Origin of the sequence: Rubrimonas cliftonensis, from assembly GCF_900107585.1 — a bacterium.
GTDB classification, from domain to species: domain Bacteria; phylum Pseudomonadota; class Alphaproteobacteria; order Rhodobacterales; family Rhodobacteraceae; genus Rubrimonas; species Rubrimonas cliftonensis.
Genome location: NZ_FNQM01000006.1, coordinates 53,225 through 77,097, shown reverse-complemented (window position 1 = coordinate 77,097; position 23,873 = coordinate 53,225). Strand labels below are relative to the sequence as shown.

25 protein-coding genes are annotated in these 23,873 nt (G+C 73.9%); 15 read left to right on the top strand and 10 right to left on the bottom strand.

Annotated features, from left to right (window positions below):
- Window positions 1-7 precede the first annotated feature (7 nt).
- From BLW43_RS11565 to BLW43_RS11555, 3 genes are all read right to left on the bottom strand, one after another.
- Complete coding sequence (locus tag BLW43_RS11565; protein ID WP_093253526.1) at window positions 8-2,182, bottom strand: methyl-accepting chemotaxis protein; 2,175 nt, start codon at window positions 2,180-2,182, stop codon at window positions 8-10.
- Window positions 2,183-2,529: 347 nt separating this feature from the next.
- Window positions 2,530-2,892 carry an AzlD domain-containing protein gene (locus BLW43_RS11560; protein WP_245731022.1) on the bottom strand — a complete coding sequence of 121 codons (363 nt, stop codon included), beginning with the start codon at window positions 2,890-2,892 and terminating at the stop codon, window positions 2,530-2,532.
- Window positions 2,889-3,578, bottom strand: a complete 690-nt coding sequence (locus BLW43_RS11555) for an AzlC family ABC transporter permease (protein WP_093253523.1) — start codon at window positions 3,576-3,578, stop codon at window positions 2,889-2,891. Before BLW43_RS11555 ends, BLW43_RS11560 begins: the two co-directional genes overlap by 4 nt.
- Window positions 3,579-3,657: 79 nt before the next feature.
- On the opposite strand from BLW43_RS11555, the gene BLW43_RS11550 reads away from it, so the two are divergent.
- Genes BLW43_RS11550 through BLW43_RS11525 form a run of 6 tightly spaced genes read left to right on the top strand, consistent with a single transcriptional unit; the run spans window position 3,658 to window position 9,495 of the window.
- A complete protein-coding gene (locus BLW43_RS11550) occupies window positions 3,658-4,563 on the top strand; it encodes a formate dehydrogenase accessory sulfurtransferase FdhD (protein WP_093253521.1) in 906 nt (301 codons plus the stop codon).
- Window positions 4,553-5,002 carry a cytidine deaminase family protein gene (locus BLW43_RS11545; protein ID WP_093253518.1) on the top strand — a complete coding sequence of 150 codons (450 nt, stop codon included), beginning with the start codon at window positions 4,553-4,555 and terminating at the stop codon, window positions 5,000-5,002. The genes BLW43_RS11550 and BLW43_RS11545 overlap by 11 nt, the downstream gene beginning before the upstream one ends.
- Entirely contained in the window at window positions 4,999-5,652 is a 654-nt protein-coding gene (gene mobA / locus BLW43_RS11540) for a molybdenum cofactor guanylyltransferase MobA (protein ID WP_093253516.1), read from the top strand. Before BLW43_RS11545 ends, mobA begins: the two co-directional genes overlap by 4 nt.
- A gap of 5 nt (window positions 5,653-5,657) precedes the next feature.
- Window positions 5,658-6,155, top strand: a complete 498-nt coding sequence (mobB, locus tag BLW43_RS11535) for a molybdopterin-guanine dinucleotide biosynthesis protein B (RefSeq protein WP_093253888.1) — start codon at window positions 5,658-5,660, stop codon at window positions 6,153-6,155.
- A gap of 11 nt (window positions 6,156-6,166) precedes the next feature.
- A complete protein-coding gene (locus BLW43_RS11530; protein WP_342741609.1) occupies window positions 6,167-8,302 on the top strand; it encodes a molybdopterin-binding protein in 2,136 nt (711 codons plus the stop codon).
- The gene (locus tag BLW43_RS11525; RefSeq protein ID WP_093253513.1) at window positions 8,299-9,495 is read left to right on the top strand and encodes an MFS transporter; all 1,197 of its coding nucleotides are present in this window, start codon (window positions 8,299-8,301) and stop codon (window positions 9,493-9,495) included. Before BLW43_RS11530 ends, BLW43_RS11525 begins: the two co-directional genes overlap by 4 nt.
- A 31-nt stretch (window positions 9,496-9,526) precedes the next feature.
- Here BLW43_RS11525 and BLW43_RS11520 read toward each other — a convergent pair whose 3' ends face one another.
- Both BLW43_RS11520 and BLW43_RS23515 read right to left on the bottom strand, forming a co-directional pair.
- Entirely contained in the window at window positions 9,527-10,423 is an 897-nt protein-coding gene (locus BLW43_RS11520) for a tyrosine recombinase (protein ID WP_093253511.1), read from the bottom strand.
- A gap of 25 nt (window positions 10,424-10,448) precedes the next feature.
- Window positions 10,449-10,589, bottom strand: coding sequence for a hypothetical protein (locus BLW43_RS23515; protein WP_175478866.1), 141 nt, complete (start codon window positions 10,587-10,589; stop codon window positions 10,449-10,451).
- Window positions 10,590-10,768: 179 nt separating this feature from the next.
- On the opposite strand from BLW43_RS23515, the gene BLW43_RS11515 reads away from it, so the two are divergent.
- The 3 genes from BLW43_RS11515 to BLW43_RS11505 are packed head-to-tail and all read left to right on the top strand — an operon-like array spanning window position 10,769 to window position 13,133.
- Window positions 10,769-11,356, top strand: coding sequence for a shikimate kinase (locus BLW43_RS11515; protein WP_245731021.1), 588 nt, complete (start codon window positions 10,769-10,771; stop codon window positions 11,354-11,356).
- Window positions 11,353-12,480, top strand: a complete 1,128-nt coding sequence (gene aroB, locus BLW43_RS11510; protein WP_093253508.1) for a 3-dehydroquinate synthase — start codon at window positions 11,353-11,355, stop codon at window positions 12,478-12,480. Before BLW43_RS11515 ends, aroB begins: the two co-directional genes overlap by 4 nt.
- On the top strand, window positions 12,480-13,133 hold the full coding sequence (locus BLW43_RS11505; RefSeq protein ID WP_093253505.1) for a pyridoxamine 5'-phosphate oxidase family protein: 654 nt from the start codon (window positions 12,480-12,482) through the stop codon (window positions 13,131-13,133). Before aroB ends, BLW43_RS11505 begins: the two co-directional genes overlap by 1 nt.
- Window positions 13,134-13,263: 130 nt before the next feature.
- Here BLW43_RS11505 and BLW43_RS11500 read toward each other — a convergent pair whose 3' ends face one another.
- Both BLW43_RS11500 and BLW43_RS11495 read right to left on the bottom strand, forming a co-directional pair.
- The gene (locus BLW43_RS11500; RefSeq protein ID WP_093253503.1) at window positions 13,264-14,670 is read right to left on the bottom strand and encodes a tetratricopeptide repeat protein; all 1,407 of its coding nucleotides are present in this window, start codon (window positions 14,668-14,670) and stop codon (window positions 13,264-13,266) included.
- A 209-nt stretch (window positions 14,671-14,879) separates the two neighbouring features.
- Window positions 14,880-15,353 carry a type II toxin-antitoxin system RatA family toxin gene (locus BLW43_RS11495; RefSeq protein ID WP_093253502.1) on the bottom strand — a complete coding sequence of 158 codons (474 nt, stop codon included), beginning with the start codon at window positions 15,351-15,353 and terminating at the stop codon, window positions 14,880-14,882.
- A 109-nt stretch (window positions 15,354-15,462) separates the two neighbouring features.
- Here BLW43_RS11495 and hpt point away from each other — a divergent pair, with 109 nt between their 5' ends.
- The 3 genes from hpt (at window position 15,463) to BLW43_RS11480 (ending at window position 18,197) form a co-directional block, all read left to right on the top strand.
- A complete protein-coding gene (gene hpt, locus BLW43_RS11490) occupies window positions 15,463-16,008 on the top strand; it encodes a hypoxanthine phosphoribosyltransferase (RefSeq protein ID WP_093253499.1) in 546 nt (181 codons plus the stop codon).
- 40 nt (window positions 16,009-16,048) lie between these two features.
- Window positions 16,049-17,002 carry an ABC transporter transmembrane domain-containing protein gene (locus BLW43_RS11485; protein WP_093253497.1) on the top strand — a complete coding sequence of 318 codons (954 nt, stop codon included), beginning with the start codon at window positions 16,049-16,051 and terminating at the stop codon, window positions 17,000-17,002.
- 139 nt (window positions 17,003-17,141) lie between these two features.
- A complete protein-coding gene (locus BLW43_RS11480) occupies window positions 17,142-18,197 on the top strand; it encodes a glycerophosphodiester phosphodiesterase family protein (protein ID WP_093253495.1) in 1,056 nt (351 codons plus the stop codon).
- A 43-nt stretch (window positions 18,198-18,240) separates the two neighbouring features.
- Here BLW43_RS11480 and lipA read toward each other — a convergent pair whose 3' ends face one another.
- Window positions 18,241-19,281, bottom strand: coding sequence for a lipoyl synthase (gene lipA, locus BLW43_RS11475; RefSeq protein WP_093253493.1), 1,041 nt, complete (start codon window positions 19,279-19,281; stop codon window positions 18,241-18,243).
- A gap of 196 nt (window positions 19,282-19,477) precedes the next feature.
- Here lipA and BLW43_RS24315 point away from each other — a divergent pair, with 196 nt between their 5' ends.
- Together BLW43_RS24315 and argB are read left to right on the top strand one after the other, a co-directional pair.
- Window positions 19,478-20,203 carry a VPLPA-CTERM sorting domain-containing protein gene (locus tag BLW43_RS24315; protein WP_245731020.1) on the top strand — a complete coding sequence of 242 codons (726 nt, stop codon included), beginning with the start codon at window positions 19,478-19,480 and terminating at the stop codon, window positions 20,201-20,203.
- A gap of 148 nt (window positions 20,204-20,351) precedes the next feature.
- The gene (argB, locus tag BLW43_RS11465) at window positions 20,352-21,236 is read left to right on the top strand and encodes an acetylglutamate kinase (protein WP_093253489.1); all 885 of its coding nucleotides are present in this window, start codon (window positions 20,352-20,354) and stop codon (window positions 21,234-21,236) included.
- Window positions 21,237-21,239: 3 nt separating this feature from the next.
- On the opposite strand, the gene BLW43_RS11460 is transcribed toward argB, so the two are convergent.
- Entirely contained in the window at window positions 21,240-22,070 is an 831-nt protein-coding gene (locus BLW43_RS11460; RefSeq protein ID WP_175478865.1) for a VOC family protein, read from the bottom strand.
- A gap of 111 nt (window positions 22,071-22,181) precedes the next feature.
- Window positions 22,182-22,931: a DUF3108 domain-containing protein gene (locus BLW43_RS11455; RefSeq protein ID WP_175478864.1), complete on the bottom strand. Its 750-nt coding sequence runs from the start codon at window positions 22,929-22,931 to the stop codon at window positions 22,182-22,184.
- Between the two features lie 110 nt (window positions 22,932-23,041).
- On the opposite strand from BLW43_RS11455, the gene BLW43_RS11450 reads away from it, so the two are divergent.
- Window positions 23,042-23,854: a sterol desaturase family protein gene (locus BLW43_RS11450; RefSeq protein WP_093253482.1), complete on the top strand. Its 813-nt coding sequence runs from the start codon at window positions 23,042-23,044 to the stop codon at window positions 23,852-23,854.
- Window positions 23,855-23,873 lie beyond the last annotated feature (19 nt).

Here is a 23,873-nt window from a genome sequence, read left to right as displayed (position 1 = left end):
GCCGCGCTCAGGCCGCCCGGCGCGCCGTCCTGGCGCGCTTGAAGCCGGACATCAGCGCGTCGAGTTTCGCGGCCTGTTCGGCGAGGCCCCGGGCGGAGGCCGCGCTGGCGTCGGCGACCGAGGCGTTCTCCTGCGTGGTGGCGTCGAGCTGGGCCAGCGACGTCGCGATCTCCTGCACGCCGGTCGACTGTTCGCGGCTCGCGCCGGAGATGTCGCCGACATTGTCCGCGACGCTTGCGATGCTCGCGACGATGGCGCCGAGGGCCTTGCTGGCGGAGGACATCAGCCGGGAGCCCTCTTCGACCTGCTCGCCGGCGGCGTTGACGATCTCGCGAACCTCCCGCGCCGTCGTGGCCGAGCGTTCGGCGAGGCTGCGCACCTCCGCGGCGACGACGGCGAAGCCGCGGCCCGCCTCGCCGGCGCGCGCCGCCTCGACCGAGGCGTTCAAGGCCAGAAGGTTGGTCTGGAAAGAGAAGCCTTCGATGACGTCCACCATCTCCGCGATCCGGGCCGTCTCGCGCTGGATGCGCTCCATGGCGGCGCCGGCGTCCGTCAACGCCTCGCCGCCGCGATCCGCCGCGGCCTTGGCCTCGACGGACTGGCCCGCGGCGGCGGCCGCGCGGTCGGCGTTGGTCTTCACCGTCGCGGCCATCTCCTCCATCGTCGCCGCGATCTGCTCCAGCGAGGCGGCCTGACCGCTGGCGCGCTGGGAGAGGTTGCTGGAGCCGCTCTCGATGTCGCGCACGCTGCGCACGATGGCGGCCGAGGTGTCGCCGATCTCGGAAATCGCGCCGCCAAGCATCGCGACGGTGGCGGCGAGGCTCTGCCGCAGGTCGGCGAAGGCTCCATCGTGATGGCCTTCGATCCTGGCGTCGAGGTCGCCGCGGGCGAGCGCGTCGAGCGCGTCGCGCGTGCTGGCGACGCCGTTCTGGATCGTCAGCAGCATCGCCTCGCGCTCGCGCGCCGTCTCGGCGTCCTTCGCCTCGCGGGCGGCCGCCTCGCCGTCATGGGCCAGCTTGGCGGCCGCCGCCTCCAGCACGTTGTCCCGCAGCACCCCGAGCGCCGCGCCCATCTCGCCGATCTCGTTGGGCGTCGCGTCGGGCAGCGGCGCGTCCAGATCGCCGTAGGCGAGCGACAGCGCGCTGGAGGTCAGCGCGTCAAGCGCGCTCCGAATCGCGTGCGCGACGACCATCGCAAGCGCCAGCGAGATCGCCAGGCCCAGGACGCTTCCCGCCACCGCCACCGCCAGCGCGGTCCGCGCCGCCTCCGCCATCGCGTCGAGACGCGCGCGGACCCCGTCGAGCAGCGCCCGCTCGATCGCGCCCTGCCCCTGGAGGCGCGCGGTCATCGCGTCGAAGAACTCGGCGCCGCTCAGGCTGGAGAGATCCCCGTCAAGGCCCTGCCCGCGCGCCAGCGCCAGCATCGCCTCGCTGCGCCGCACGGCCTCGGACGCCGCGTGACCGTCGAGCGCGGCGACCTGCCCGGCGCCGCCGAGTTGTCGCACGACGCCGAGAAACGCGTCGCGCTCGCCAGCAAGGCGTTCGAGCCGCATGATCTCGCCGCTGCTGAAGGCGCCGCGCCCGAAGCCCGCCGATCCGATCGCCCGCATGACGCCCGTGCGCTCCATCGCCTCGACGGCGCCCTGCGCCGCGGCGAGCCCCCTGGCGACGTCCACGTCGGCGTTGGCGCCGATCGGCGCGCCGACGGCGTCGATCAGCGGGCGGATGATCGACGTGTAGTAGCCGACGACGTCGCCCGGCTGCATCGACAGGGCGTCCACCGCGTCGCGCCGGGAGGCGACCTGCGCAAGCTGGGCGAGGGCGGTCTCGACGCGCCCCGCCTGAGCCGGGCTGAGGGCCCCGTCGCCCAGTTCGGCGAGCTTCGCCTCGAAGGCGTCGAGCGCGGCGTCGGTATCGCGGCGCTGCGCGGCGAGCTTGTCGCCGAACTGTGCGCCGCCGCCGGCGGTGAAGCCGGCGGACATGCCGCGCTCCTTCTGCAGGGCGCCGATGAGGCCGCCCATCGCGACCGTCGCCGGCAGTCCCTGGGACAGCCTCTCGACCCGGCGGATCTCCGCCACGGCGTCCGCGACGCGCAGCGCGGTCAGCGCCAGGACCACGATGGTCAGCGGAACCAGCGCCAGCCAGACGGCCCGCGCCATGCGCAGCGACTTCAGCCATTTCATCGCAGGGCGCTCCCATCCTGATCCGACGTCGCGGTGTCGCAGGACGCGGTTTCCCGATGATGAACCTCGCAGCGGAGCAATGGATTAGTCGCCGCAGTTTTGTCCCAACCGCGCGTGGAGCCCCCTTGGCGCCGGGCGGGAGAAATTTGGGCATTCCGGCGTCGGCGGCGCGTCCGGACAGGCGAGGATCGCAGCGTTCGCGACGGCGAGGGCCGTCGGCGCCGCAGCGGCGGCGGGCGGCGGCGGGCGGCGGAATGTCGCGTCGGCGGAATTCATGGGCCGCTCCCGCGCCGGCGGCGCGCGCCTCGGGACGTCGGCCAGGCCAGGGCGTGGCGCCCGATGCGCACTCAGAGCCCGGCGAACCTGAGCAGGTGGAACGCCGCCATGCCGGCGAGGATGGCGGGGAGCAGGCTTCGCAGCCATGCGCCCACCGCCAGCGCCAGCCCCGCCGCGATGAAGGCGTGGGGCGCGGCGACGCCCCCCGTCGCGCGGTCGAAGGCCACCAGCGGCGCGATGATCGCGGGCAGCACCGCGGTCGGCACATAGGCGAGCGCGCGCGCGAGCCAGGGCGGCGGGGCCCCGGCGCCGAGGAGGCCGAGGCCCGAGAAGCGGATCAGGTAGGTGACGAGGCCGAGGCCGAGGATCACCGTCCAGACATAGCCGCCATCCATGCCCTGCGCCGCCTCGGCGCCCGCCTCGGCCCCGCTCATCGCGCCAGCGCCCGTTCGGCGAGCAGACCCGCGGCGATCCCCAGCGCCGCGGCGGCCATCAGCCCCAGCCCCAGCGGCAGGAAGGCGAAGGCGAGCGCGCCGCCCGCCGAGGCCATGGCGGAGATCGCCTGCGGCGCGGTGCGCAGCATCGGCGCGAACACGGCGATGAAGGTGATCGGCACGGCGAACTCCAGCGCCCAGGCCTCGGGCAGCCTTGCGCCGAACAGCGCGCCCGTCAGGCACCCCGCCAGCCACGCGACGATGCAGACCAGCGCGACGCCGAAATAGAAGCCGAATCGGTCCGTCAGCCCCTCGTCCGGCGCCTCGGCGTAGCGGCGGATCGAGAAGGCGTAGGACTGGTCGTGCAGAGTGTAGGCCGCGAGCGCGCGCGTCGCCAGCGGCGCTCCGGGCCATTTCTGGGCGATGTGGGCGGAGTACATCGCCATGCGCAGGTTGACCACCGCGCCGGTGGCCACGGCCAGCCACGCCGGCGCGCCGTCCGCCATGAGCTGAAGCGCGGCGAGCTGCGAGGCGCCGGCGATCACCACCACCGTCATCGCCATGGTCTGGCCGACGTCGAGCCCCGCCTGCACCGACAGCGCGCCGAAGATCAGGCCGAACGGGAAAGTCGCGAGCTGCGCCGGCGCACCGGCGAGGGCGCCGCGCCAGAATGCCTTGAGAAACACCGCATGAAGTCCATCGGGATGACTTCTCGCCTGCTAACGCATCTTGACCCCGCCCGCCAATGGCCTTTGGTGATGCCCTATGTCCGATCTCGCGACGCCCCCCGACGGCGCGTTCCTCATCGCGCCCGATCCCGCCGACCCGCGCCTGACGCGGGCCGTTGCGGGCGTGGACCATGACAGCCGCGCGGTGGAGATCCGCGTCGTGGAGGAGCGGCCCCTGACGATCTTCCTCAACGGGCAGGAGATCGTCACCGCGATGACCATCGGCGACCACCCGCGCCTGCTCGCGGTGGGCTACCTGCGCAATCAGGCGATGCTGCGGGCCGACGACGTCGTGACCTCGGTCGACTACGACGACGAGCTGGAGACGGTCGTGGTGCGCACCGAGCGCGCGACGAACTACGAGGAGAAGCTGAAAAAGAAGACCCGCACCTCGGGCTGCGCGGTCGGCACCGTGTTCGGCGACATGATGGAGACGCTGGAGGGCGTGACGCTGCCGCCGACGACGGTGCGCGCCAGCCACCTCTATGCGCTCGCCAGGCGCATCAACACCCAGCCGAGCCTCTATCTGGAGGCCGGGGCGATCCATGGCTGCGTGCTGTGCCGGGGGGACGCGCCGCTCGTCTACATGGAGGATGTCGGGCGCCACAACGCCGTGGACAAGATCGCCGGCTGGGCGTTTCTCAACGGCGTGGAGCTGGGCGACAAGCTGCTCTACACCACCGGGCGGCTGACCTCGGAAATGGTGATCAAGACCGCGCTGATGGGCTGCCCGGCGCTCGCTTCGCGCTCGGGCTTCACCGGCTGGGGCGTGGAGATCGCGCGCGAGGTGGGGCTGACGCTGATCGGGCGGATGCGCGGGCGGCGCTTCGTCTGCCTCTCCGGCCCCGAGCGCGTCGTGTGGGACGCAGACCCCGACGCGGTGGCGGACGAGAGCCCGCGCCATCGCCGCAAGAGCGCGCAGGAGGGCTTCGATGACGGCTGAGCGGATGGCCCAGACGCTGGTGATGGCCGAAGGCGCGACTGAGGTTCATGCGGCGCAGGTCGAGGCGCTGGCGGCGGCGCGGGCGCTGATCGCGGCGCTGAAGCAGGAGGGGCGGCACCATGTGGCGTGCTCGGTGCTGACGGCCGGCGCGCGCTACACCGCCTGCAACCTTCAGTCGACGCTGCCGAGCGCGAGCGTCTGCGCCGAGGCGGTGGCGATCGGCATGGCTGCGGTGGCGGAGCCAGGCGCGCCGATCCTGTTCTCGGTGGCGGTGAACCGGCGCGGCGAGGTGATCCCGCCCTGCGGCTTCTGCCGCGAGCTGCTGACGGACTTCGGGTCCGAGGCGCTGGTCTGCGTCGAGGAGGACGGCGGCGAGATGCGGCTGGCGAGCGTGCGCGCCCTGCTGCCCGACGCCTACAAGGGGCGCCTGCGCGGATGAGCCTCTCGCCGCCCGGAAGGATCGTCGGCGTCGTGCTCGCCGGCGGGCTCGCCACGCGGATGGGGGGCGGCGACAAGTGCCTGCTGGAGGCGGGCGGGCGGCCGCTGCTGGGCCATGTCGTCGACCGGCTCGGGCCGCAGGTCGACGGGCTGATCCTCAACGCCAACGGCGACGCGGCGCGCTTCGCGGACTGGGGGCTGCCCGTCGTCGCCGACGAGACGGCCGCCGGAGACGGGCCGCTCGCGGGCGTTCTGGCGGGCATGGCGGCGGCGGCGGCGATGGGCGCGAGCCATGTCGTGACCGCCGCCGGCGACACGCCCTTCTTCCCGCGCGACCTCGCGGCGCGGCTGGTCGCGGCGGCGCAGGCGGCCGGGACGCCGCTGGCCTGCGCCGCGACCCCGGACGCGGAGGGGCGGCTCTGGGACCATCCGACCTTCGGGCTGTGGCCGGTCGCGCTGGCGCAGGATCTGCGCGCGGCGCTGGCGGCGGGCCTGCGCAAGGTGGTGCGCTGGACCGACGCGCACGGCTGCGCCCGCGCCGCCTTCGACGCCGGGCCGCCCGAAACTCCGCGCCCCGACCCGTTCTTCAACGTCAACACGCCCGACGACCTGCGGCGCGCCGAGGCGCTGGCGCGACGGGCCGCGACGTGAGCGGACTGCGCGTCTATGGCGTCGTCGGCTGGAAGAACGCCGGCAAGACCACGCTGATGGAGCGGCTGGTGGCGGAGATCACCGGGCGCGGCGTCTCGGTCTCCACGGTCAAGCACGCCCACCACGCCTTCGACATGGACCACGAGGGCAAGGACAGCTTCCGCCACCGCGCCGCGGGCGCGCGTGAGGTGCTGGTGTGCTCGGGCGCGCGCTGGGCGCTGCTGCACGAGTTGCGCGGGGCGGAGGAGCCGCCGCTGGCGACGCTGCTGGAGAAGCTCTCGCCGGTCGACCTGGTGCTGGTGGAGGGCTACAAGCGCGACCGGCATTTCAAGGTCGAGGCCCATCGGCCCGAGACCGGCGCACCGCTGATCGCGACCGGAGACCCCACGGTGCGCGCGGTGGCGAGCCCGGCGCCGCTGCCCGGCCTCGCGACGCCGTGGCTGCCGCTGGACGAACCGGCGCGGGTCGCCGACTTCATCCTGCGCGAGACGGGACTGGCGTGAGGGAGGAGGCCGTGGGCCGCCTGTTCGACATGATCGTGATGGTGGACTGGTCGGCCGCGGCGAAACCGACGCCGCCGAAGCCGTCCGCCGACGCGGTGTGGATGGCCGCGGCGCGCGGCGGCGAGGTCGGCGAACCCGAGTATTTCCGCACCCGCGCCGCCTGTCTCGACCGGCTCGCGACGCTCCTGCGCGCGGAGATCGCGGCGGGGCGGCGCGTTCTGGCGGGGTTCGACTTCCCCTTCGGCTGGCCGCGCGGGCTGGCGCGGGCCGTGACCGGGGACGACGCCGCGCTCGGCCTCTGGGCGTGGCTGGCCGACGCGGTCGAGGACGCGCCGGACAACTCCAACAACCGTTTCGCCGTGGCCGAGCGGCTCAACGCGCAGCTGCCCGGCGTCGGGCCGTTCTGGGGCCGCCCCGCGACGGCGGATCATCCGGGCGTTCCCGAGAAGGGACGCGCGCGCGATGGCCACGGCCTGCCGGAGCGCCGGCTGGTCGAAGCTGTCGTGAAGGGCGCCCAGCCGTGCTGGAAGCTCTACACGACCGGCTCGGTCGGCTCGCAGGCGCTGCTCGGCGTCGCGGCGCTGGAGCGGCTGCGCCGTCGCGAGGCGCTGGCGGGCCATGTCCAGGTCTGGCCCTTCGAGACCGGGCTGGTCCCGCCATCGGCGCCGGTGTGCTTCGCGGAAATCTATCCCTCCCTGCTAAGGCCCGAGGTGAAGGAGGGCGAGGTGAAGGACGCCGCTCAGGTGCGTGCGGTCGCGGGGGCGTATGCGGCGCTCGACGCCGCCGGCGCGCTCGGGGCGCGGTTCGCCGCCGGGCCCGGGCTCTCCGACGAGGAGCGCGCGGTGGTGGCGCGGGAGGAGGCGTGGATCCTCGGCGCCGGCGCCTCGTTCGCGCCGCCCGGGCCGCGCGCGCTGAAGGACGACTGCTTCGCCCTGCCGCCGGGGGTGGACTGGGAGCCGGTGGACGCCGCGCTGGCGCGGCTGCGGGCGCGGGTCGCCTGCGTCTGCGAGGCGGAGGACTTGGCCCTCGCGCAGGCCGACGGGCGCATCCTGGCGGAGCCTGCGCTGGCGATCCGCGCCCATCCGCCCGAGCCCAACGCGGCGGTCGACGGCTACGCCTTCGCCCACGCCGCGATGGGCGCCGGCGCGCTGCCGCTGCTGGCTGGAAGGGCGGCGGCGGGCGCGCCCTTTTCCGGCGTCGTGCCGCCCGGCGCGGCGCTGCGCATCCTCACCGGCGCGACGCTCCCGGCGGGAACCGACACCGTCGTGATGGACGAGGACGCGACGGCGGAGGGCGGCGTGCTGCGCTTCGAGCCGAGGCTGAAGCCGGGCGCCAACCGCCGCCGGGCGGGCGAGAACCTGACGGCGGGGGCAGTGGCGGCGCCGGCGGGGCGGCGGCTCACGCCGGCCGACCTCGCGCAGATCGCCGCCGGCGGGCTGGGCGCGGTGCGGGCGCGGCGGCGGCTGCGGGTGGCCGTGCTCTCGACCGGCGACGAGATCGCAGCGCCGGGCGCGGCGCCGCCTCCGGGCGCCGTCTTCGACAGCAACCGCCCGATGCTGCTGGCGATGCTGGCGCGGATGGGTTTCGAGCCGGTGGATCTCGGCGTCGCGCCGGACGACGCGGCCGCAGTGCGCGCGGCGCTAGACCGCGGCGCCGCCGGGGCCGACGCCATCATCGCCTCGGGCGGCGCCTCCGCGGGCGACGAGGACCACATGAGCCGCGCGCTGCGCGAGGCCGGCACGCTCGGCTCCTGGCGCATCGCGATGAAGCCGGGGCGGCCGCTGGCGCTGGGGATGTGGCGCGGCGCCCCGGTGTTCGGGCTGCCGGGCAACCCTGTGGCCGCGTTCGTCTGCGCCCTGTTGTTCGCAAGGCCGGCGCTGGCGGTGATGGCCGGCGCGGACTGGCCCGAGCCGCGGCCGCTGATGCTGCCCGCGGCCTTCGCCAAGCGCAAGAAGGCCGGGCGGCGGGAGTTCCTGCGCGCGCGGCTGACCGAGGCGGGCGCGGTCGAGGCGTTCCATTCAGAAGGCTCGGGGCTGATCGGCGGGCTTTCCTGGGCCGAGGGGCTGGCGGAGCTGCCCGACGGCGCGCTCGACCTGAAGCCCGGCGATCCGGTGGCGTTTCACGGCTTCCCGAGCCTCGGGCTGTGACCGGCGGCGCGGCGCCGGGCGCCGCGAAGGCGGCGCTCGCCTCGGTGGGCGTCTTCGCAGGGCTGTTTCTCGCCATCGGCGCGCACATGCCGTTCTGGCCTGTCTGGCTGGCGGAGCGGGGCCTGAGCGAGGCGCAGGTCGGGCTGCTGCTCGGGGCCGCGGTCGGCGTGCGCGTGGCCGCGGGCGTCGCGGCGCCGTGGTTCGCGGACGCGACCGGCCAGCGGCGGCTCGCGCTGGTCCTGCTCGGCGTGGCGGGCGCGGCGCTGTTCGCGCTGATGGCGCCGGCGGCGAGCCCGGCGGTTCTGGTGGCGCTGACGCTGGCCTCGGGCGCGGCGATGGCCGGCGCGATCCCGATCAGCGACGCGCTGTGCGCCGCAGCGGCCCGCAGGCACGGCTTCGACTACGCCCGCGTGCGCGCCAGCGGCTCGGCGGCGTTCCTGCTGGCCAATCTCGGCTGCGGCTGGGCGGTGACGCAGTGGGGCGCGGACGCGGCGCTGTGGTGGATCGTGGCGAGCCTGCTGGCGATGGCGCTGACCGCGCGGCTGCACCCCGGCGGCGCGCGGGACGGTCGCGACGCGCGGCCGCGGCTGGCGGAGGCGCTGGCGCTGGCGCAGCGGCGGCCGTTCCTGTGGGCGGCGCTGGCGAGCGCGCTGGTGCAGGCCTCGCACGCGCCGCTCTACGCCTACGGCTCGCTGATGTGGACGGCGCAGGGGCTGGACGGGGCGACCATCGGCGCGCTCTGGGCTTTCGGCGTGGCGCTGGAGGTGGCGCTGATGCTGACCGTGGGCGGGCGGCTGGTCGCGCGGATCGGCCCGGCCGGCGCCTTCGCGCTGGCAGGCGGCGCGGCGCTGGCGCGGTGGCTGGCGATGGCGGCGGAGCCCTCGGGCGCCTGGCTGTGGTTCTGGCAGGCGAGCCACGCGCTGAGCTTCGCGCCGGCGCATCTGGCGATGATCGCCTTCGTCGGGGCCGCGGCGCCGGAGCGGCTGACGGCCAGCGCGCAGGGCCTGATCGGGCCGGGGATCGGCGGAACCGCGATGGCGGCCGGCACCTTCGGCGCGGCGGCGCTTTATCCAGCCTACAGCGCCGGCATGTTCTGGCTCGGCGCGGGGATGGCGGCGCTGGGGCTCGGCGCCGCCTTCGCCCTGTCGCGGAGTTGGGACGGCGGGCCCATCGGGCCCGATCGCCCGGGCTGATCGGAACGTCGCGACCGGGCGGCGGCGGGCGTCAGTCCTCGGCCAGCGGATGGCGCGCGACGAGTTCGCGCAGGCGGTCGCTCACGACATGGGTGTAGATCTCGGTGGTGGCGATGTCGGCGTGGCCGAGCAGCTCCTGGATCGCACGCAGGTCGGCGCCGTTCTCCAGCAGATGCGTGGCGAAGGCGTGGCGCAGCGCGTGGGGCGAGACGCGCGCGGGGTCGAGCCCGGCCTCCGCGGCCAGCGCGCGCATCATCTGGAACACCCGCGCCCGGGTCAGGCGGCCCGAGGCCCCGCGCGAGGGAAACAGCCACGGCGAGGCGCGGGCGGCCGGCCCGGCGTCGCGCGCCGCCAGCCACGCGGCCAGCGCGTCGCGGGCGGGCGGGGTCAGCGGCGCGAGGCGCTCGCGCCCGCCCTTGCCGCGGACGAGCAGCGCCGCGGGCCGGCCCCGCGCCGCTGCGACCGGCAGATCGACAAGCTCGGAGACGCGCAGGCCCGCGCCATAGAGCACCTCAAGGATGCAGGACGCCCGCGCCAGCGCGTCGCCCCGGAAGGCGCGCGGCAGGGCGGCGAAGAGCGCCTCCACCGCCGCGGGGCTCAGCGCATCGGGCAGCGGGCGTGCGCGGCGCGGGCCGGGGATGCGGGCGGCCGGGTCGTCGGCGCGCCAGCCCTCCTCGCGCGCGAAGCGGAAGAAGCTGCGCGCCGCGGAGAGCCGCCGGGCGCGGCTGGCCGGCGCCGCGCCCTGCGCCGCCTGTGCGGCGAGCCAGCCCTCGATGTCCGCGCGCCGCGCCGTCGCGCCGTCGCGCCCGAGCCCGGCGAGCCAGCCCGCGAGGTCGTCGAGATCGCGCCGGTAGGCTTCGCGGGTGTTGTCGGCGGCGTCGCGCTCGGCCGCGATGGCGTCCAGAAAAGGCGTGATCCAGCCGCGCACGCCGCGCCTCCCGCCTGCGCCCGACTCAGTTGAGTTGCGGGTCGGGAATGTCGATCACCACCTGCCGCGAGGGCGGCGGCAGGTCCGCGACCAGCGCGTACACCACGCCGCAGGCCGCGGCGAGCACGGCCGCGATGGCGAGATAGCGGATCAGACGTCCGAACATGGCGGCTCCGGGCCATTCTGGCGGCGGGCGGGCCGGCCTCGCGGCGGCTTCACCTGCCTCGGCTTGGGGTGTAACACCACAGGATGCGCGCAGGAAAGGCCGCATGGAACGAGGCGGTCGGCGAAAGCCGCGCCTTGGGAAACGGCGCCGGAAAAAGCGCCACGCGACCGGAGAACATCTTGGCAGAAGACGCCGCATCCCGCTCCCCCCAGACGCACGCCGCCCTCGGCGCGCGGCGACGGCTGCGCCGCACCGTGGTGCTGATCGGGCTGATGGGCGCGGGAAAATCCAGCGTGGGCCGGCGCCTCGCCGAGACGCTGGACGCGGCGTTCCACGACAGCGACGACGAGATCGCGGCGGCGGCGGGCATGGACATCCCCTCGATCTTCGGGGAGCTCGGCGAGGCCGCGTTCCGCGACGGCGAGCGGCGGGTGATCGCGCGGCTGCTCGACGGCCCGCCCCATGTGCTCGCGACCGGCGGCGGCGCCTTCATGAACGCGCAGACCCGCGCCCTGATCGCCAGGAGCGCCGTCTCGGTCTGGATCCGCGCCGACCTCGACACGCTGGTGGAGCGGACCGGGCGCAAGAACGACAGGCCGCTGCTGCGCGCGGGCGACCCGCGCGAGATCCTCGCCAGACTGATGAGCGAGCGCCACCCGGCCTACGCCTCGGCCGATCTGACGGTCGAGAGCGCGTCGGACGCGCCGCACGACGCGGTGGTGGCGCAGATCGTCGCCGCGCTCGACGCCGCCGGGGCGCTGGAATGAGCGACGCGGGGCGCGAGACGGTTCGGGTGGGGCTCGGCGCGCGGGCCTACGACGTCCTGATCGGGCCGGGGCTGATCGCCGAGGCCGGCGCCCGGCTGGCGCCGCTGGCGCGCTCGGGACGCGTAGCGGTGATCACCGACGAGACGGTGGCGGCGCTGCACGGCGAGGCGCTGGCGGCCGGCCTCGCCGCCGGCGGGCTGCGGGCGGAGACGCTGGCGCTGCCGCCGGGCGAGGCCACGAAATCCATGGCGATGCTGGAGCGCTGCCTCGGCTGGCTGCTCGACCTGAAGCTGGGGCGCGAGGAGCTGGTGGTCGCCTTCGGCGGCGGGGTGATCGGCGATCTCGCCGGCTTCGCGGCGGCGGTGCTGAAGCGCGGCGTGGCCTTCGCGCAGATCCCCACCACGCTGCTGGCGCAGGTGGACAGCTCCGTGGGCGGCAAGACCGGGATCAACGCGCCCCAGGGCAAGAACCTGATCGGGGCGTTCCACCAGCCGGCGCTGGTGCTGGCGGACACCGCCGCGCTCGGCACGCTCGACCCGCGGGAGTTCCTCGCCGGCTACGGCGAGGTGGCGAAGTACGGCCTGCTGGGCGACGCGGACTTCTTCGCCTGGCTGGAGGCGCATGGGCCGGCGCTGAAGGCCGGCGACATGGCGGCGCTGGTCGCGGCGGTGGCGCGCTGCGTCGCGATGAAGGCCGAGATCGTCGCGCGCGACGAGTTCGAGACCGGCGACCGGGCGTTGCTCAACCTCGGCCACACCTTTGCGCATGCGCTGGAGACGGCGACGGGCTACTCGCGGCGACTGCTCCACGGCGAGGCGGTGGCGGTGGGGCTAGGGCTGGCGTTCGAGATGTCGGCGCGGCTGGGGATGTGCCCGCAGGAGGCGCCGAGCCGCGTGGCGGCGCATCTCGCAGCAATGGGGACGAAGGCGCGGCTGGCCGACATTCCGGGGCCGCTGCCCGACGCCGACGCGCTGCTGGCGCTGATGGCCAACGACAAGAAGGCGCGGGACGGCCGCATCGCCTTCGTGCTGGCCGACGACATCGGCCGGACGCGCGTGGTGCGCGACGCCGACCCCGCCATGGCGCGCGCCGTGCTGGCCGAGGCGCTGGCGGCACGGGACTGATGGCGAACCCGCCGCAGGGGCCGAACCCGCGAGACCCGCAGGCCGCGCTCGACGCGCGGTTCTACGACGACCTCGACGAGAGCCTCGCGGAGGCCTGGCGGCTGCTGGCGCGCGGCGCGGCCGACCGGCGCTCGGCGATGCATGTCGCGCAGCTCGCGAGCGTGGGCCTCGACGGGGGCGCGCGGCTGCGCTCGGTGGTGCTGCGCGGGGCGGAGCGCGCGGCGCGGCGGCTGCGGGTGCACACCGACGCGCGCTCGACCAAGGCCGAGGAGATCGCGCGCGAGGCGCGGGTGGAGCTCTGCGCCTACGACCCCCGCGCCAAGATCCAGGTCCGGGCGCGCGGGACCGCCGTCGTCGCCGCCGACGGGCCGGAGGCGGACGCGGCCTGGGCGGGCTCGTCGCCGGGCTCGCGGCTCTGCTACCGCGCGCTGCCGCCGGGCGCGGCGCTGAACGCGCCGCGGGAGGGCGACCCGACCGCCGCCATGCGCGCCGCGCCGCTCGAGGCGGGCCGCGAGAATTTCCGCGCCGTCCTGCTGACGGTCGACCGCGTGGAATGGCTCTATCTCGCCGCGCGCGGCCACCGGCGCGCGGTGTTCGACTGGCGCGGCCAGGTGCGGGGAGAGGGCTGGACAGGGCGCTGGGTCGCGCCCTGAGACGCGCGCCCTGCGAGGCCCGCCCTGAGACGCGCCTCCCTGCCAACTGTCGTCCGCCGCCGGTCGCCCGCTACCTGGCCGCGAAGACGCGGCCAGGTAGCGGGCGACCGTCATGCGTGCAAATCGTCCATCACGCGTGCAGACGGTATGCCGGGGAGACGTGCTGGGCGGCGTCTCGGCCGGCGGCGTCGGGCGCCGCGCCGCGGGCGATCTCGGCGCGGCGTCGGGCGATGTAGCCGTCGGCCCCTGCGGCCGGACGCAGGCCGGGGCGCCGCGCCAGGGCGCGCTCGGCCTCCGCCCAGAGCCCCGCCTTGAGCGCGGCCGCGACCATCAGCCGAGCGAAGACGTCGCGCTGTGCGTGGCTGCCGCCGACACGCTGGAGGCTGTCGCTCGCCGCATGGAGCTTGGCGAAGGCGGCGCGGTGGGCGCCGTCGGCGAAAAGGCGCAGACCCTCGGCGACCGGGGCCCCGACCTCGCCGGCCACGGCGTCCATGTCGCCAGCCCCGCGCGCGCCGTCGGCCTTCAGCCGCGCCGCGAGCCGCGCGGCCTCGGCGCGGCGACCCGCGCGGTCCAGAGCAATGAGGTAATGCAGGTCGGCGAAGACGTTGCCGCCATCATTGACGCGGGCGGCGGCGAGTTCCGCCAGCTCCTCCCACCGCGCGCCGACGCCGACGCCCTCCAGCTCAAGCCGCGCCAGCAGCGAGGCGGCGTTGGCGATGTCGCGGTAGTCGTCGGTGCGCGCGGCCCGGATGCGGGCGTCGTAGAGCAGCAGCGCCGGCTCGAAGGCGCCGCGGTCGAGATGGAACAGCGCGAGGTGCCACCAGACATGGGCGCCGAAATTGTTGCAGTGCGCCCAGGCCCCGGCGGCGCCGCGCAGCAGCGCCACCCCGTCGCGGGGCCGGGCGGTCATCTCGCAGACATGGGCGACCGCGTGCAGGCCCCAGGCGTCGTCGGCGGCGAGCGCGACCCCGGCGCGGCCCTGCGCCTCGGCCTGCGCGTAGGCGCCGGTCTCCTCCAGCGCGAAGGCATGGCAGCCGAGCGCATAGCCGCCGTAGGGGTGGCCCTCGCCGAAGCCCGCCGCGGCGGCCTCGACGGCGCGGCGCATGCCCGCGGCGTCGCCCAGCAGAAAGCGGATCGCGTGGCCCAGCTTGAGCGCGAGCGCGTCGCCGGGCCAGCGCCGCAGGATCGCGTCGAGCCGGTCGGCGCTCGCGAACAGCCGCCCGTCGAGCGCGTCGGCCAGCGCATCGAGATAGGCGGCGGTCCGCGCGTCGCCGCCGCCTCCGGCCGCCGCCTTCACGGCGCGGGCCTGAGCCGCGCGCGCGGCCTCATGGGTTTCACGCCGACCCAGCAGGAACTGGAAAAACCCCATCGCCGCATGCCCGAGCGCGAAGCCGGGTGCAGCCGTCAGCGCCGCGCCGAGGCGGGCCGGCGTCTCCGCCGCATGCGCGAGGAAGCCGCGCACGCAGCCGTTCCAGGCGTCGACCGCCGCCGCCGAATCCAGTTCTAGCGGCAGACCTGCTGCATCCGTGCGGGACATGAGCGACCTCTCCTGCGCAGGCGGCGCCGTCGCGGCGCCTCACAGAACTAGCAGCCGCCTGCGTCCGTCGCATGGCGGCGCGGGGCCGACGCCGCAAAACGTGACCGCGCGAGAGCCGGAGCGGGAGCGGTGGAGAGGGTTTGCGTCGCGGCCCGCGCGGGTTTTCGGGGGACTCGGATCCCCCCGGCCGGCGGGAGCGCCGGCGCGCGTCAGCCGGCAGGGGCGCCGTAGAGGGCCTCGGCGCGGCGCTCGAAGGCGCGCACGATGCGCTGCATCGCCTCGTTGAACACCACGCCGATAATCGCCTGGAGCGTGCGGGACTTGAACTCGAAGTCCACGAAGAAATCCACCATGCAGGCGTCCGGGCCGTCGGGCGTGAACTCCCAGTGGTTGTCGAGGTAGCGGAACGGGCCGTCGAGATAGGCGACGTCTATCACCCAGGGGCGCCCCTCTCCGCCCGGGCGCAGGGTCACGCGGCTGGCGAAGCGCTCGCGGAACACCTTGAAGGACACCACGAGATCGGCGTCGATCACCTCCGAGCCGTCCGGCTGGGTCATGCGGGATCGCACGCGAGCGGCCTCCAGCCAGGGCAGGAACTCCGCGTAGCGCTCCACATCGGCGATCAGCGCGAACATCTGCTCGGCGGAATGCGGCATGCGGCGTTTTTCGGCGTGGGTCGGCATCAGGCGCTCACGGTCTCGCTCTCGGTGCGTCGCCGCCGGTCGCGGCGCGCGGACTGATGGGCCATGATGGCGTCCGGCGCAAGAACGGGCGCCGGAACATCGGTCGGGGATGCCAGTGAAACCTTATGAAATCGACACGCTGATCGACGAGGCCGCGATCGCGGCGCGGGTCTCGGCGCTGGCGGCGGAGATCGACGCCGCCTTCGCCGACACCGGCAAGCTGGTGCTAGTCGGCCTGCTGCGCGGCTCGTTCATCTTCATCGCCGACCTGGCGCGCAAGCTGACGGTCCCGGTGGAGATCGACTTCATGGAGGTGTCGAGCTACGGCGACGCCACGACGTCGAGCCGCGACGTGCGCATCCTCAAGGATCTCCGCGGCGACATCGCCGGGCGCGACGTGCTGATCGTGGAGGACATCATCGACACTGGCCACACGCTCGCCTCGGTCGAGCGCCTGCTGCGCGCGCGGGCGCCCGCGCGGCTGGAGATCATCGCGCTGCTCGACAAGCCCGCGCGGCGCGAGACCGAGGTCTCGGCGCGCTGGATCGGCTTCGAGATCCCCGACGCCTTCGTGGTCGGCTACGGCATCGACTACGCGCAGGCCAACCGGAACCTTCCCCATATCGGCGCCGTTCGCTTCACGGCAGCGTCATAGAAGCTTGCCGCGGCCGGCGCGACGGGCTTGATGACGCTCCATGACCACGATCACGCCCGCTCCGGTTGCACGCACCGGCGACGACACCCCGGCGGCCAATGTCTGGGGTTATGTCTGGCGCATGAGCGGGATGCGCCAGTGCGCGCTGGCGGCGCTCGCGCTGCTCGTGACCGCCCTCAACCTCGCCCCGATCGAGTTGCAGCGGCGGCTGATCGACGACGCCATCACGCCCAAGGACCCCGAGCTGCTGTGGCGGCTGGGGCTTATCTACGCCGGCGTGATCGCGGCGCACCAGCTCGCCAAGTTCCTGCTGCAGGCGACGCAGGGCTGGCTGACCGAGAGCGCCGCGGCCTACACGCGCCGCCATCTGCTCGGGCTTTACGCAAAGGGTTCGGCCGGGCGCGACGCGCCGCCGGGCGAGGCGGTGTCGATCCTCGGCGCCGAGGTCGAGAAGCTGGCGGGCTTCGTGGGGACGGGGCCGAGCGGGGCGCTCACCGACGTCTCGCTGCTTATCGGCGTGGCGGCCTACATGCTGTGGGTCGACCCGATCGCCGCGGCGCTGGGGCTGGCGCTGGTGGCGCCGCAGGCGCTGTTCGCGCCGCTGATGCAGCAGCGGCTCAACCGGCTGATGGCGCGGCAGCTGACGCTTGCGCGCGAGTTCGGGTCGGAGGTCGCGGAGACTTGCGTGCAGGGCGAGACGGCGCTCGCGGCGCCGCGCCGGCTGATCCGCAGCCTCTACCGCAACCGCATCGCCATCGAGCTGTGGAAGGCGGCGATGAAGGCGGGCCTGAACCTGCTGAACGCCGCCGCGCCGCTGGGGCTGCTCGCGGTCGGCGGCTTCCTCGTGATCGCGGGAGAGACGACGGTGGGCGTGCTGGTGGCGTTCCTGTCGGGGCTGCAGCGCATGGCGGACCCGATCCGCGACCTGATCGGCTTCTACCGCCGCGCGGCGCAGGCCCAGGTGCAGCACGACATGATCGCGCGCTGGATGTGACGCGCCCGGGGCGCCGTCGCGCGCCCGCGGCCGTTGCTGAAGCGTCGCAAACCGGTCGTACAGGCTTCATGCGGCGCCGTTAATCAACCTTTACGCGCACGGGACGCTCCGCGTTCGCGTCATAGTGAAGGAGACCCCCATGCTTCGCCTCATGCTCGCCGCCGCTGCGGCATCCGCCCTCATGGCCGCCGCGCCCGCCGGGGCCACCGCCTTCAACACCCTGAGCGGCGCCGCGCCGCAGGTCATCGGCCACCGCGGCGCGCCGGCCTATCTGCCCGAGCACACGCTGGGCGGGTACGAGCTCGCCATCGCCATGGGCGCCGACATCGTCGAGCCCGACGTGCAGCTGACCTCGGACGGTTTCCTCGTCGCGATGCACGACACGACGCTGACGCGCACCACCAACGTCGAGGCGCTGTTCGCCCCGCGCAACGGGACCTACAACGTCTCCGACTTCACGCTGGCCGAGATCAAGACGCTGACGGTCGAGCCGACCGGACCGGCCTCCACGACCTATCCGGGCTTCACCCCCTCCTCCCCCGAGCCGTTCATGGTGCCGACGCTCGGCGAGGTGCTGGACTTCGTGAACGCCCACAACGCCGCCACCGGCGACAAGATCGGCGTCTACCCTGAGTCGAAGGTTCCCAACCGGTCCGAACTGAGCGTGAAGATCGTCGAGGAGCTCCAGGCCAAGGGGTTCGTGAACCGCGACCAGAACAGCTACATCCAGACCTTCAGCCATGACGGCGCTCGCGAGATCTATGCGCTGCAGAACCTGCTCGGCATGGACAACGCCGTGGCCGCGCTGGGCGCGGCGGTTTTCGACGGCTCCGTATACGGCGTGTTCGACTTCACCAACAACACCGTCACGCCGCTGGAGGAGGTCGCGACCTTCGCCCATGGCGTCGGCGTGACGCTCGGCAGCCCCAACCTTGACGCGGGCTTCTTCGCCGCAGCCCATGCGCTGGGCCTCGAGGTCCATGGCTGGACCTTCCGCCCGACCTCGATCGAGGCAGCCGAGACGCTGTTCGGCCAGTACATCGCTCTCGGCATGGACGCGATGTTCACCGACTACCCCGATCTCGGCCGCCAGGTGGTCGACGGCTACGTCGCGCCGATCCCGGTTCCGGCCGCGCTGCCGATGCTGGTCGCCGCGCTGGGCGGGCTTGCGCTGATCCGCCGCCGCGCCGCCTGAGCAGGCCCGGGGCCGGCGCGCGACCGCGCGCCGGCCCAGCCCGTCAACCCGCGGCGAGCCTTGCGAGGCGCGCCGCGCGCAGCTTCTCGAAATCCTCGCCGGCGTGGTAGCTTGAGCGCGTCAGCGGTGTCGCAGAGACCATCAGGAAGCCCTTGGCGTAGGCCGTCTTCTCCAGCGAGGCGAACTCCTCCGGCGTCCAGAACCGCTCGATGGCGTGGTGCTTGGCCGAAGGCTGGAGATACTGGCCGACGGTCAGGAAATCGATGCCGGCGGCGCGCATGTCGTCCATCACCTGCACGACCTGCCCGCGCGTCTCCCCAAGGCCGACCATCAGGCCCGACTTCGTGAACATCGCCGGATCGAGCTCCTTCACCCGCTGCAGCAGCCGCAGCGAATGGAAGTAGCGCGCGCCGGGCCGCACCTCGGGGTAGAGGCCCGGAACCGTCTCGAGGTTGTGGTTGAAGACGTCGGGCTTCGCGGCGACGACCCCCTCCAGCGCCTCGGGCCCGCAGCGCAGGAAATCCGGCGTCAGGATCTCGATGGTCGCCGAGGGCGCCTTGCGGCGGATGGCGCGGATCGTCTGGGCGAAATGCGCGGCGCCGCCGTCATCGACGTCGTCGCGGTCCACCGAGGTGATCACGACATGGTTGAGGCCGAGCCTGGCGACGGCGTCGGCGACGCGGCCCGGCTCGAACACGTCGAGCGCCTTCGGCCTGCCGGTGGCCACGTTGCAGAAGGTGCAGCCGCGCGTGCAGATCTCGCCCATGATCATCATGGTGGCGTGGCCCTGCGACCAGCATTCGCCCACGTTGGGGCAGCCGGCCTCCTCGCAGACGGTCGAGAGGCGATGCTCCTGCACGATCGCCTTGGTCTGCGCATAGCCCTTCGAGCCCGGCGCACGCACGCGGATCCAGGGCGGCTTGCGCGGGCTGGGATTGTCGGCGCGGTGGGCCTTCTCGGGGTGGCGCTGACTGCGGTCGCCGAGGTCCCTTGGCGCGCGCTCGGCCGTCGCGCGCGTCGCGGCGGCCTGGTGTGCGGCGATCGGGCCGGCGTCGCTGGCGGCGAGGTCGCGGGGTTCCGACATGGGCGTTCTCCTTTGGGCGAAGTCTTAGCGCGGCGGCGGGTCGATGTCCCGCCCCTGCGATGATCGCCCGCACGGCGAAGAGCTCGCGGGCGAATTTTCACGCACGATTCATCTTTCGGTTGCGCGAAGCCTCGAATCGCGCTTTCCTCACGTCGAGGCGCTGTTCGCCTTGTGTGATCTGTGTGGAGTACCTGTGATGCGTTTTGTTTTCTCGCCCCTGTTGGGCGCCGTCGCGCTTGCGACGCTGACCACCACCCCTGCCGCCGCCAACACTATCAAATTCTTTGCGGACCTCGCGCCGCTGAGCGGCTCTGGCGTGTCCGGCCGCGCCGATCTTGCGTTGGACACGCTCACCAATGCGCTGACCGTGAAGATCAGCGCCTCGGGCCTCGCCCCGAACCAGCTGCACGTTCAGCACATCCACGGCCTCGTCAACGCCGACGGGACGCCCGGCGACTCGCGCACGCCGACGCTCGCCGACGACGCCGCCCCGAACGGCGACGGCGACGGGATCATCGAGCTGCTGGAGGGCGTTCCCGCCTACGGCCCGATCCTGTTCAGCCTCACCGACGAGACCGGGGCCTTCCCGATGGCGCCGGACGGCTCGATCGGCTTCATGCAGACCTACGACCTCGCGGCGTCGGGCAATTTCGGCGACGGCTTCAACATGGGCGACCTCATGCCGCTGACCTTCCGCGAGATCGTGATCCATGGCGGCTTCCTCGGGGCGGTCGGCATCGACAGCGGCCGGCCCGTCGAGGAGGCGAACGGCGTCGCCGGCTACAAGACGTTCCTGCCGGTGGCGGCGGGCGAGATCCAGGCCGTCGCGCCGGTGCCGCTGCCGGCCGCGGCGTGGATGCTGATCGCCGGCGTCGCGGCGCTCGCCGGCCTGCGCCGTTCCAGCGTCTCGACCGCCGCCTGACAGGACTGCGGGCGCCCTGCGCTTCGCCGCCCCGGCGGCGGAGCGCGCTTCGGAGCGCCCCACGTTGCGCCGTTTGCCGTGGTCGGGCGCGTGCGCTAATCACCGCTGGTCAAAAGGGAGAGCCCCGCCAGTGGAGAAGTCACGCGCCATGAAACGCGACTGGGTCGCCACCGCCCGCACGCTCAGCGAGGCGCTGCCCTACCTCCAGCGTTACGACGACCAGATCGTGGTCATCAAGTTCGGCGGCCATGCGATGGGCGACGACGAGGCGATGGCCGGCTTCGCCCGCGACGTGACGCTGATGAAGCAATGCAACCTGCACCCGGTGGTGGTGCATGGCGGCGGCCCGCAGATCGCGGCGATGCTGAAGAAGCTCAACGTCCAGAGCGAGTTCGTCGACGGCCTGCGCGTCACCGACGCCGCCACCGTCGAGATCGTCGAGATGGTGCTCGCCGGCGCCATCAACAAGCGCATCGTCTCGGCGATCAACCACCAGGGCGGGCGCGCCGTGGGCCTCAGCGGCAAGGACGCCAACCTGATGGTGTGCGAGAAGCTCACCCGCACCAAACGCGACCCCGACAGCCGCATCGAGCAGGCGCTCGACCTCGGTTTCGTCGGGCAGCCGGTGCAGGTGAACCCCGGCCTGATCGAGACGCTGGTGCGCGCGGAGTTCGTCCCCGTCATCGCGCCGGTCGGCGTGGGCCGCGGCGGCGAGACCTACAACGTCAACGCCGACACCGCCGCCGGCGCCTTCGCGGCCGCGCTCAGGGCCAGCCGCCTGCTGCTGCTGACCGACGTGGCCGGCGTGAAGGACGCCGACGGCGACGTGCTGACCGACCTCAGCCCCGAGCAGTGCGCGCGGCTGATCGAGGAGGGCGTGATCTCGGGGGGCATGATCCCCAAGGTGCAGACCGCGCTCGACGCGATGAAGGGCGGCGCCGGCGCGGCGGTGATCCTCGACGGGCGCGCGCCGCACGCCTGTCTGCTGGAGCTCTTCACCTCCTACGGCGCCGGCACGCTGATCCGCAGCTGAGGCTCAGGGCTCCAGCGCCAGCGCCGCGCCGGACGGGTCGCGCCATGTCGCCGCCGCAAGCGCGGCGGAGACCTGCGGCCTCACGTCGGCCGCCGCGCGCAGGACGATCGCCTCGAGGCCGGGCTGGCCGGCCTCGCGCGGCGGCAGGGGACCGGCCCAGGCGTTGACGGCGAGGTGGTGATGGTAGCCGCCGGCGCCGAGCCACGCCGCGGACGGGCCGCGATGCGTGACGGCCATGCCGAGACCCTCGACATAGAGCCGCTCGGCCGCCGCAATGTCCGCCGCGCGCAGGTGGACATGGCCGACGCAGGTTCCCGCCGGCATCGCGGCGTCGGCGCCGCCGCCCGTCGCGAGGACGGCCTCGACGTCCATCGGCCGGGTGGTCATCGCGTAGCCGTCCCCGTCGCGCAGCCAGTCCGCGGCCGGGCGGTCGGCGTAGACCTCAACGCCGTTGCCCTCCGGATCGTCGAGATAGAGCGCCTCGCTGACGTCGTGATCGGCGGCGCCGGTGAAGGCCACGCCGCCGTCGCGCATGGCGGCGAGCCAGCGGCCGAGGGCGGCGCGCGAGGGCAGCAGCAGGGCGGTATGGAACAGGCCTGCGGCCTTCGCGGCCGGCAGCGTCGCCTGGGTGAGGCGCAGCAGCGTCGCATCGCCGACGCCGAGGCGGACGGCGCCCGCCTCCCCCGGCAGGCGTGTCAGCCCAAGGCGCTCGTAGAAGCCGGCGAGCGCCTCGGGCGCCTGCGCGGCGAGCGTGACGGAGGCGATGGACACCGGCGCGGCTGTCGCCGGGCAGGGCTCGGAGGGTCGGGCTTCCCGAAGGACGGTCTCGGCCATGGCGTCATCTCCCGCATCGGCGCAACGATTGCGCCGGCGGAACGTCGCCATCCTCGCCTCCGGATACAACGCCCATGGCGTCGCCACACTGTCGCGAAAACGGCGAAAAATTCAGCGGCGCGCGATCTCCAGCGGACCAAACCGCGTCGCGATCTCGATGCGCGCAGGCCCCCAGACGCCCTCGGCGATGGGCGCGAGCGCCACTTTCAGCGCGTCGGGCCGGCTCATGCGCTCAACGCTGGAGGAGTTCTCGCGGTGCCCGGCTACCGCGCGATAGCGCGCCGCGCAGTCCACCGCGCCGTCCTCGACGCGGGAGGCCCCGGTCAGTTCGAGGTCGAAGCGCGTATAGCCGCTGAAGACGGGCAGGATGCGGCTGCAGAGCGCCTCGGGCGAAACACCCCGCCCCGCCGGGATCGCCAGCGCCGTCAGAGGGTCGAGCGCGCCCGCCAGCCGTTCCGGGGCCAGCGGCGTGCGGCCCTCGGCGTATTCCGGCGGGATCGGCGGCTCACGGTCCCACCGCGCCGGCGCGCCGTCCCGAAAATCGATGGCCACCGCCCCCGGTCTGGTGACGCCCTCGTAGCTGAGGCGGTAGCGCTCGGGCAGGAAGCGGCCGTCGGCCTCGCGCCCCTCGGCCGTCGCGACGCCGTTTCCGCCCCAGAACAGGAACCCGACATCGGCCGCGCCGGTCAGCACATAGCGCCCGTTCTCGCGCGTCAGCGTCATCTGCGCCTCGCCGATGGGAATGCCGGCGATGGCGACGTCGTAGGCTACGCCGCCATCGCGGCTCGCCTGGAGCGGCGCGGCGAGCAGCGCGAGCGAGAGAGTCGAGGCGGCGAGGCGTGCTGTGGCGCGTGCGCGCATGGCGGTTACTCCCGATTCACATCTGATAACATAGCGCGCGACGGCGGCCGCCAAGCGCTGGCTGCTCGGGAAATCGCGCATATATCTCGGCTTCACGGAGGAGGTGTGCGATGGACTGGGAGCCCGCGCTGCGGCTGAGCGTCTTTCTGGGGGTGTTCGGCGCCATGGCCGCGCTGGAGCTGTTCGCGCCGCGCCGCGCGCTGGAGCAGCCGAAGCCGCGGCGCTGGACGACGAACTGGGCGATCGCGGCGCTCGACACGGTCGCGGTGCGGCTGCTGTTTCCGCTGGCGGCGGTCGGCGCGGCGCTGGATGCGCAGGCGCAGGGCTGGGGTCTGTTCAACGCGCTCGCCTGGCCTGCGTGGATCGAGTTCGCGCTGACGCTCGTGATCCTCGACTTCGCGATATGGGCGCAGCATGTCGCGAGCCATCACGTTCCCGCGCTCTGGCGGCTGCATCAGGTCCACCATGCCGACCCCGACATCGACGTGACCACGGCGATCCGCTTCCACCCCGGCGAGATCGCGCTGTCGATGGCGCTCAAGATCGCGCTGGTCTACGCGCTGGGGCCGGCGGCGCTGGCGGTGGTGGCGTTCGAGGTGATCCTCAACGGCTGCGCCATGTTCAACCACGCCAACATCCGCCTGCCGGATCGGCTCGACCGCTGGCTGCGTCTGGTGATCGTCACGCCCGACATGCACCGGGTGCACCATTCGGTGGACCGGCGCGAGCACGACACGAATTTCGGCTTCAACCTCAGCGTCTGGGACCGCCTTTTCGGCGTCTACCTCGCGCAGCCGGCGGGCGGGCATGACGGGATGAAGATCGGGCTGGCGCCCTGGCGAAGCGGCGAGCCCTCGCGCCTGTGGTTCTCGCTGGGGCTCCCGTTCCGCCGCCTGCGCGGCGGAAGTCTGGAACGCCGCTGAGAAAAACTTCGGCCAAGAT

Coding starts and splice junctions, on each gene's coding strand:
- BLW43_RS11565 (WP_093253526.1), bottom strand. CDS start 2,182: ATGAAATGGCTGAAGTCGCTGCGCATGGCGCGGGCCGTCTGGCTGGCG.
- BLW43_RS11495 (WP_093253502.1), bottom strand. CDS start 15,353: ATGCCGACCCACGCCGAAAAACGCCGCATGCCGCATTCCGCCGAGCAG.
- BLW43_RS11460 (WP_175478865.1), bottom strand. CDS start 22,070: ATGGCCGAGACCGTCCTTCGGGAAGCCCGACCCTCCGAGCCCTGCCCG.
- BLW43_RS24315 (WP_245731020.1), top strand. CDS start 19,478: ATGCGTTTTGTTTTCTCGCCCCTGTTGGGCGCCGTCGCGCTTGCGACG.
- mobA (WP_093253516.1), top strand. CDS start 4,999: ATGAGCCTCTCGCCGCCCGGAAGGATCGTCGGCGTCGTGCTCGCCGGC.
- lipA (WP_093253493.1), bottom strand. CDS start 19,281: ATGTCGGAACCCCGCGACCTCGCCGCCAGCGACGCCGGCCCGATCGCC.
- BLW43_RS11545 (WP_093253518.1), top strand. CDS start 4,553: ATGACGGCTGAGCGGATGGCCCAGACGCTGGTGATGGCCGAAGGCGCG.
- hpt (WP_093253499.1), top strand. CDS start 15,463: ATGCCAGTGAAACCTTATGAAATCGACACGCTGATCGACGAGGCCGCG.
- BLW43_RS11485 (WP_093253497.1), top strand. CDS start 16,049: ATGACCACGATCACGCCCGCTCCGGTTGCACGCACCGGCGACGACACC.
- BLW43_RS11560 (WP_245731022.1), bottom strand. CDS start 2,892: ATGAGCGGGGCCGAGGCGGGCGCCGAGGCGGCGCAGGGCATGGATGGC.
- BLW43_RS11550 (WP_093253521.1), top strand. CDS start 3,658: ATGTCCGATCTCGCGACGCCCCCCGACGGCGCGTTCCTCATCGCGCCC.
- aroB (WP_093253508.1), top strand. CDS start 11,353: ATGAGCGACGCGGGGCGCGAGACGGTTCGGGTGGGGCTCGGCGCGCGG.
- BLW43_RS11480 (WP_093253495.1), top strand. CDS start 17,142: ATGCTTCGCCTCATGCTCGCCGCCGCTGCGGCATCCGCCCTCATGGCC.
- BLW43_RS11455 (WP_175478864.1), bottom strand. CDS start 22,931: ATGCGCGCACGCGCCACAGCACGCCTCGCCGCCTCGACTCTCTCGCTC.
- BLW43_RS11505 (WP_093253505.1), top strand. CDS start 12,480: ATGGCGAACCCGCCGCAGGGGCCGAACCCGCGAGACCCGCAGGCCGCG.
- BLW43_RS11450 (WP_093253482.1), top strand. CDS start 23,042: ATGGACTGGGAGCCCGCGCTGCGGCTGAGCGTCTTTCTGGGGGTGTTC.
- argB (WP_093253489.1), top strand. CDS start 20,352: ATGAAACGCGACTGGGTCGCCACCGCCCGCACGCTCAGCGAGGCGCTG.
- BLW43_RS11500 (WP_093253503.1), bottom strand. CDS start 14,670: ATGTCCCGCACGGATGCAGCAGGTCTGCCGCTAGAACTGGATTCGGCG.
- BLW43_RS23515 (WP_175478866.1), bottom strand. CDS start 10,589: ATGTTCGGACGTCTGATCCGCTATCTCGCCATCGCGGCCGTGCTCGCC.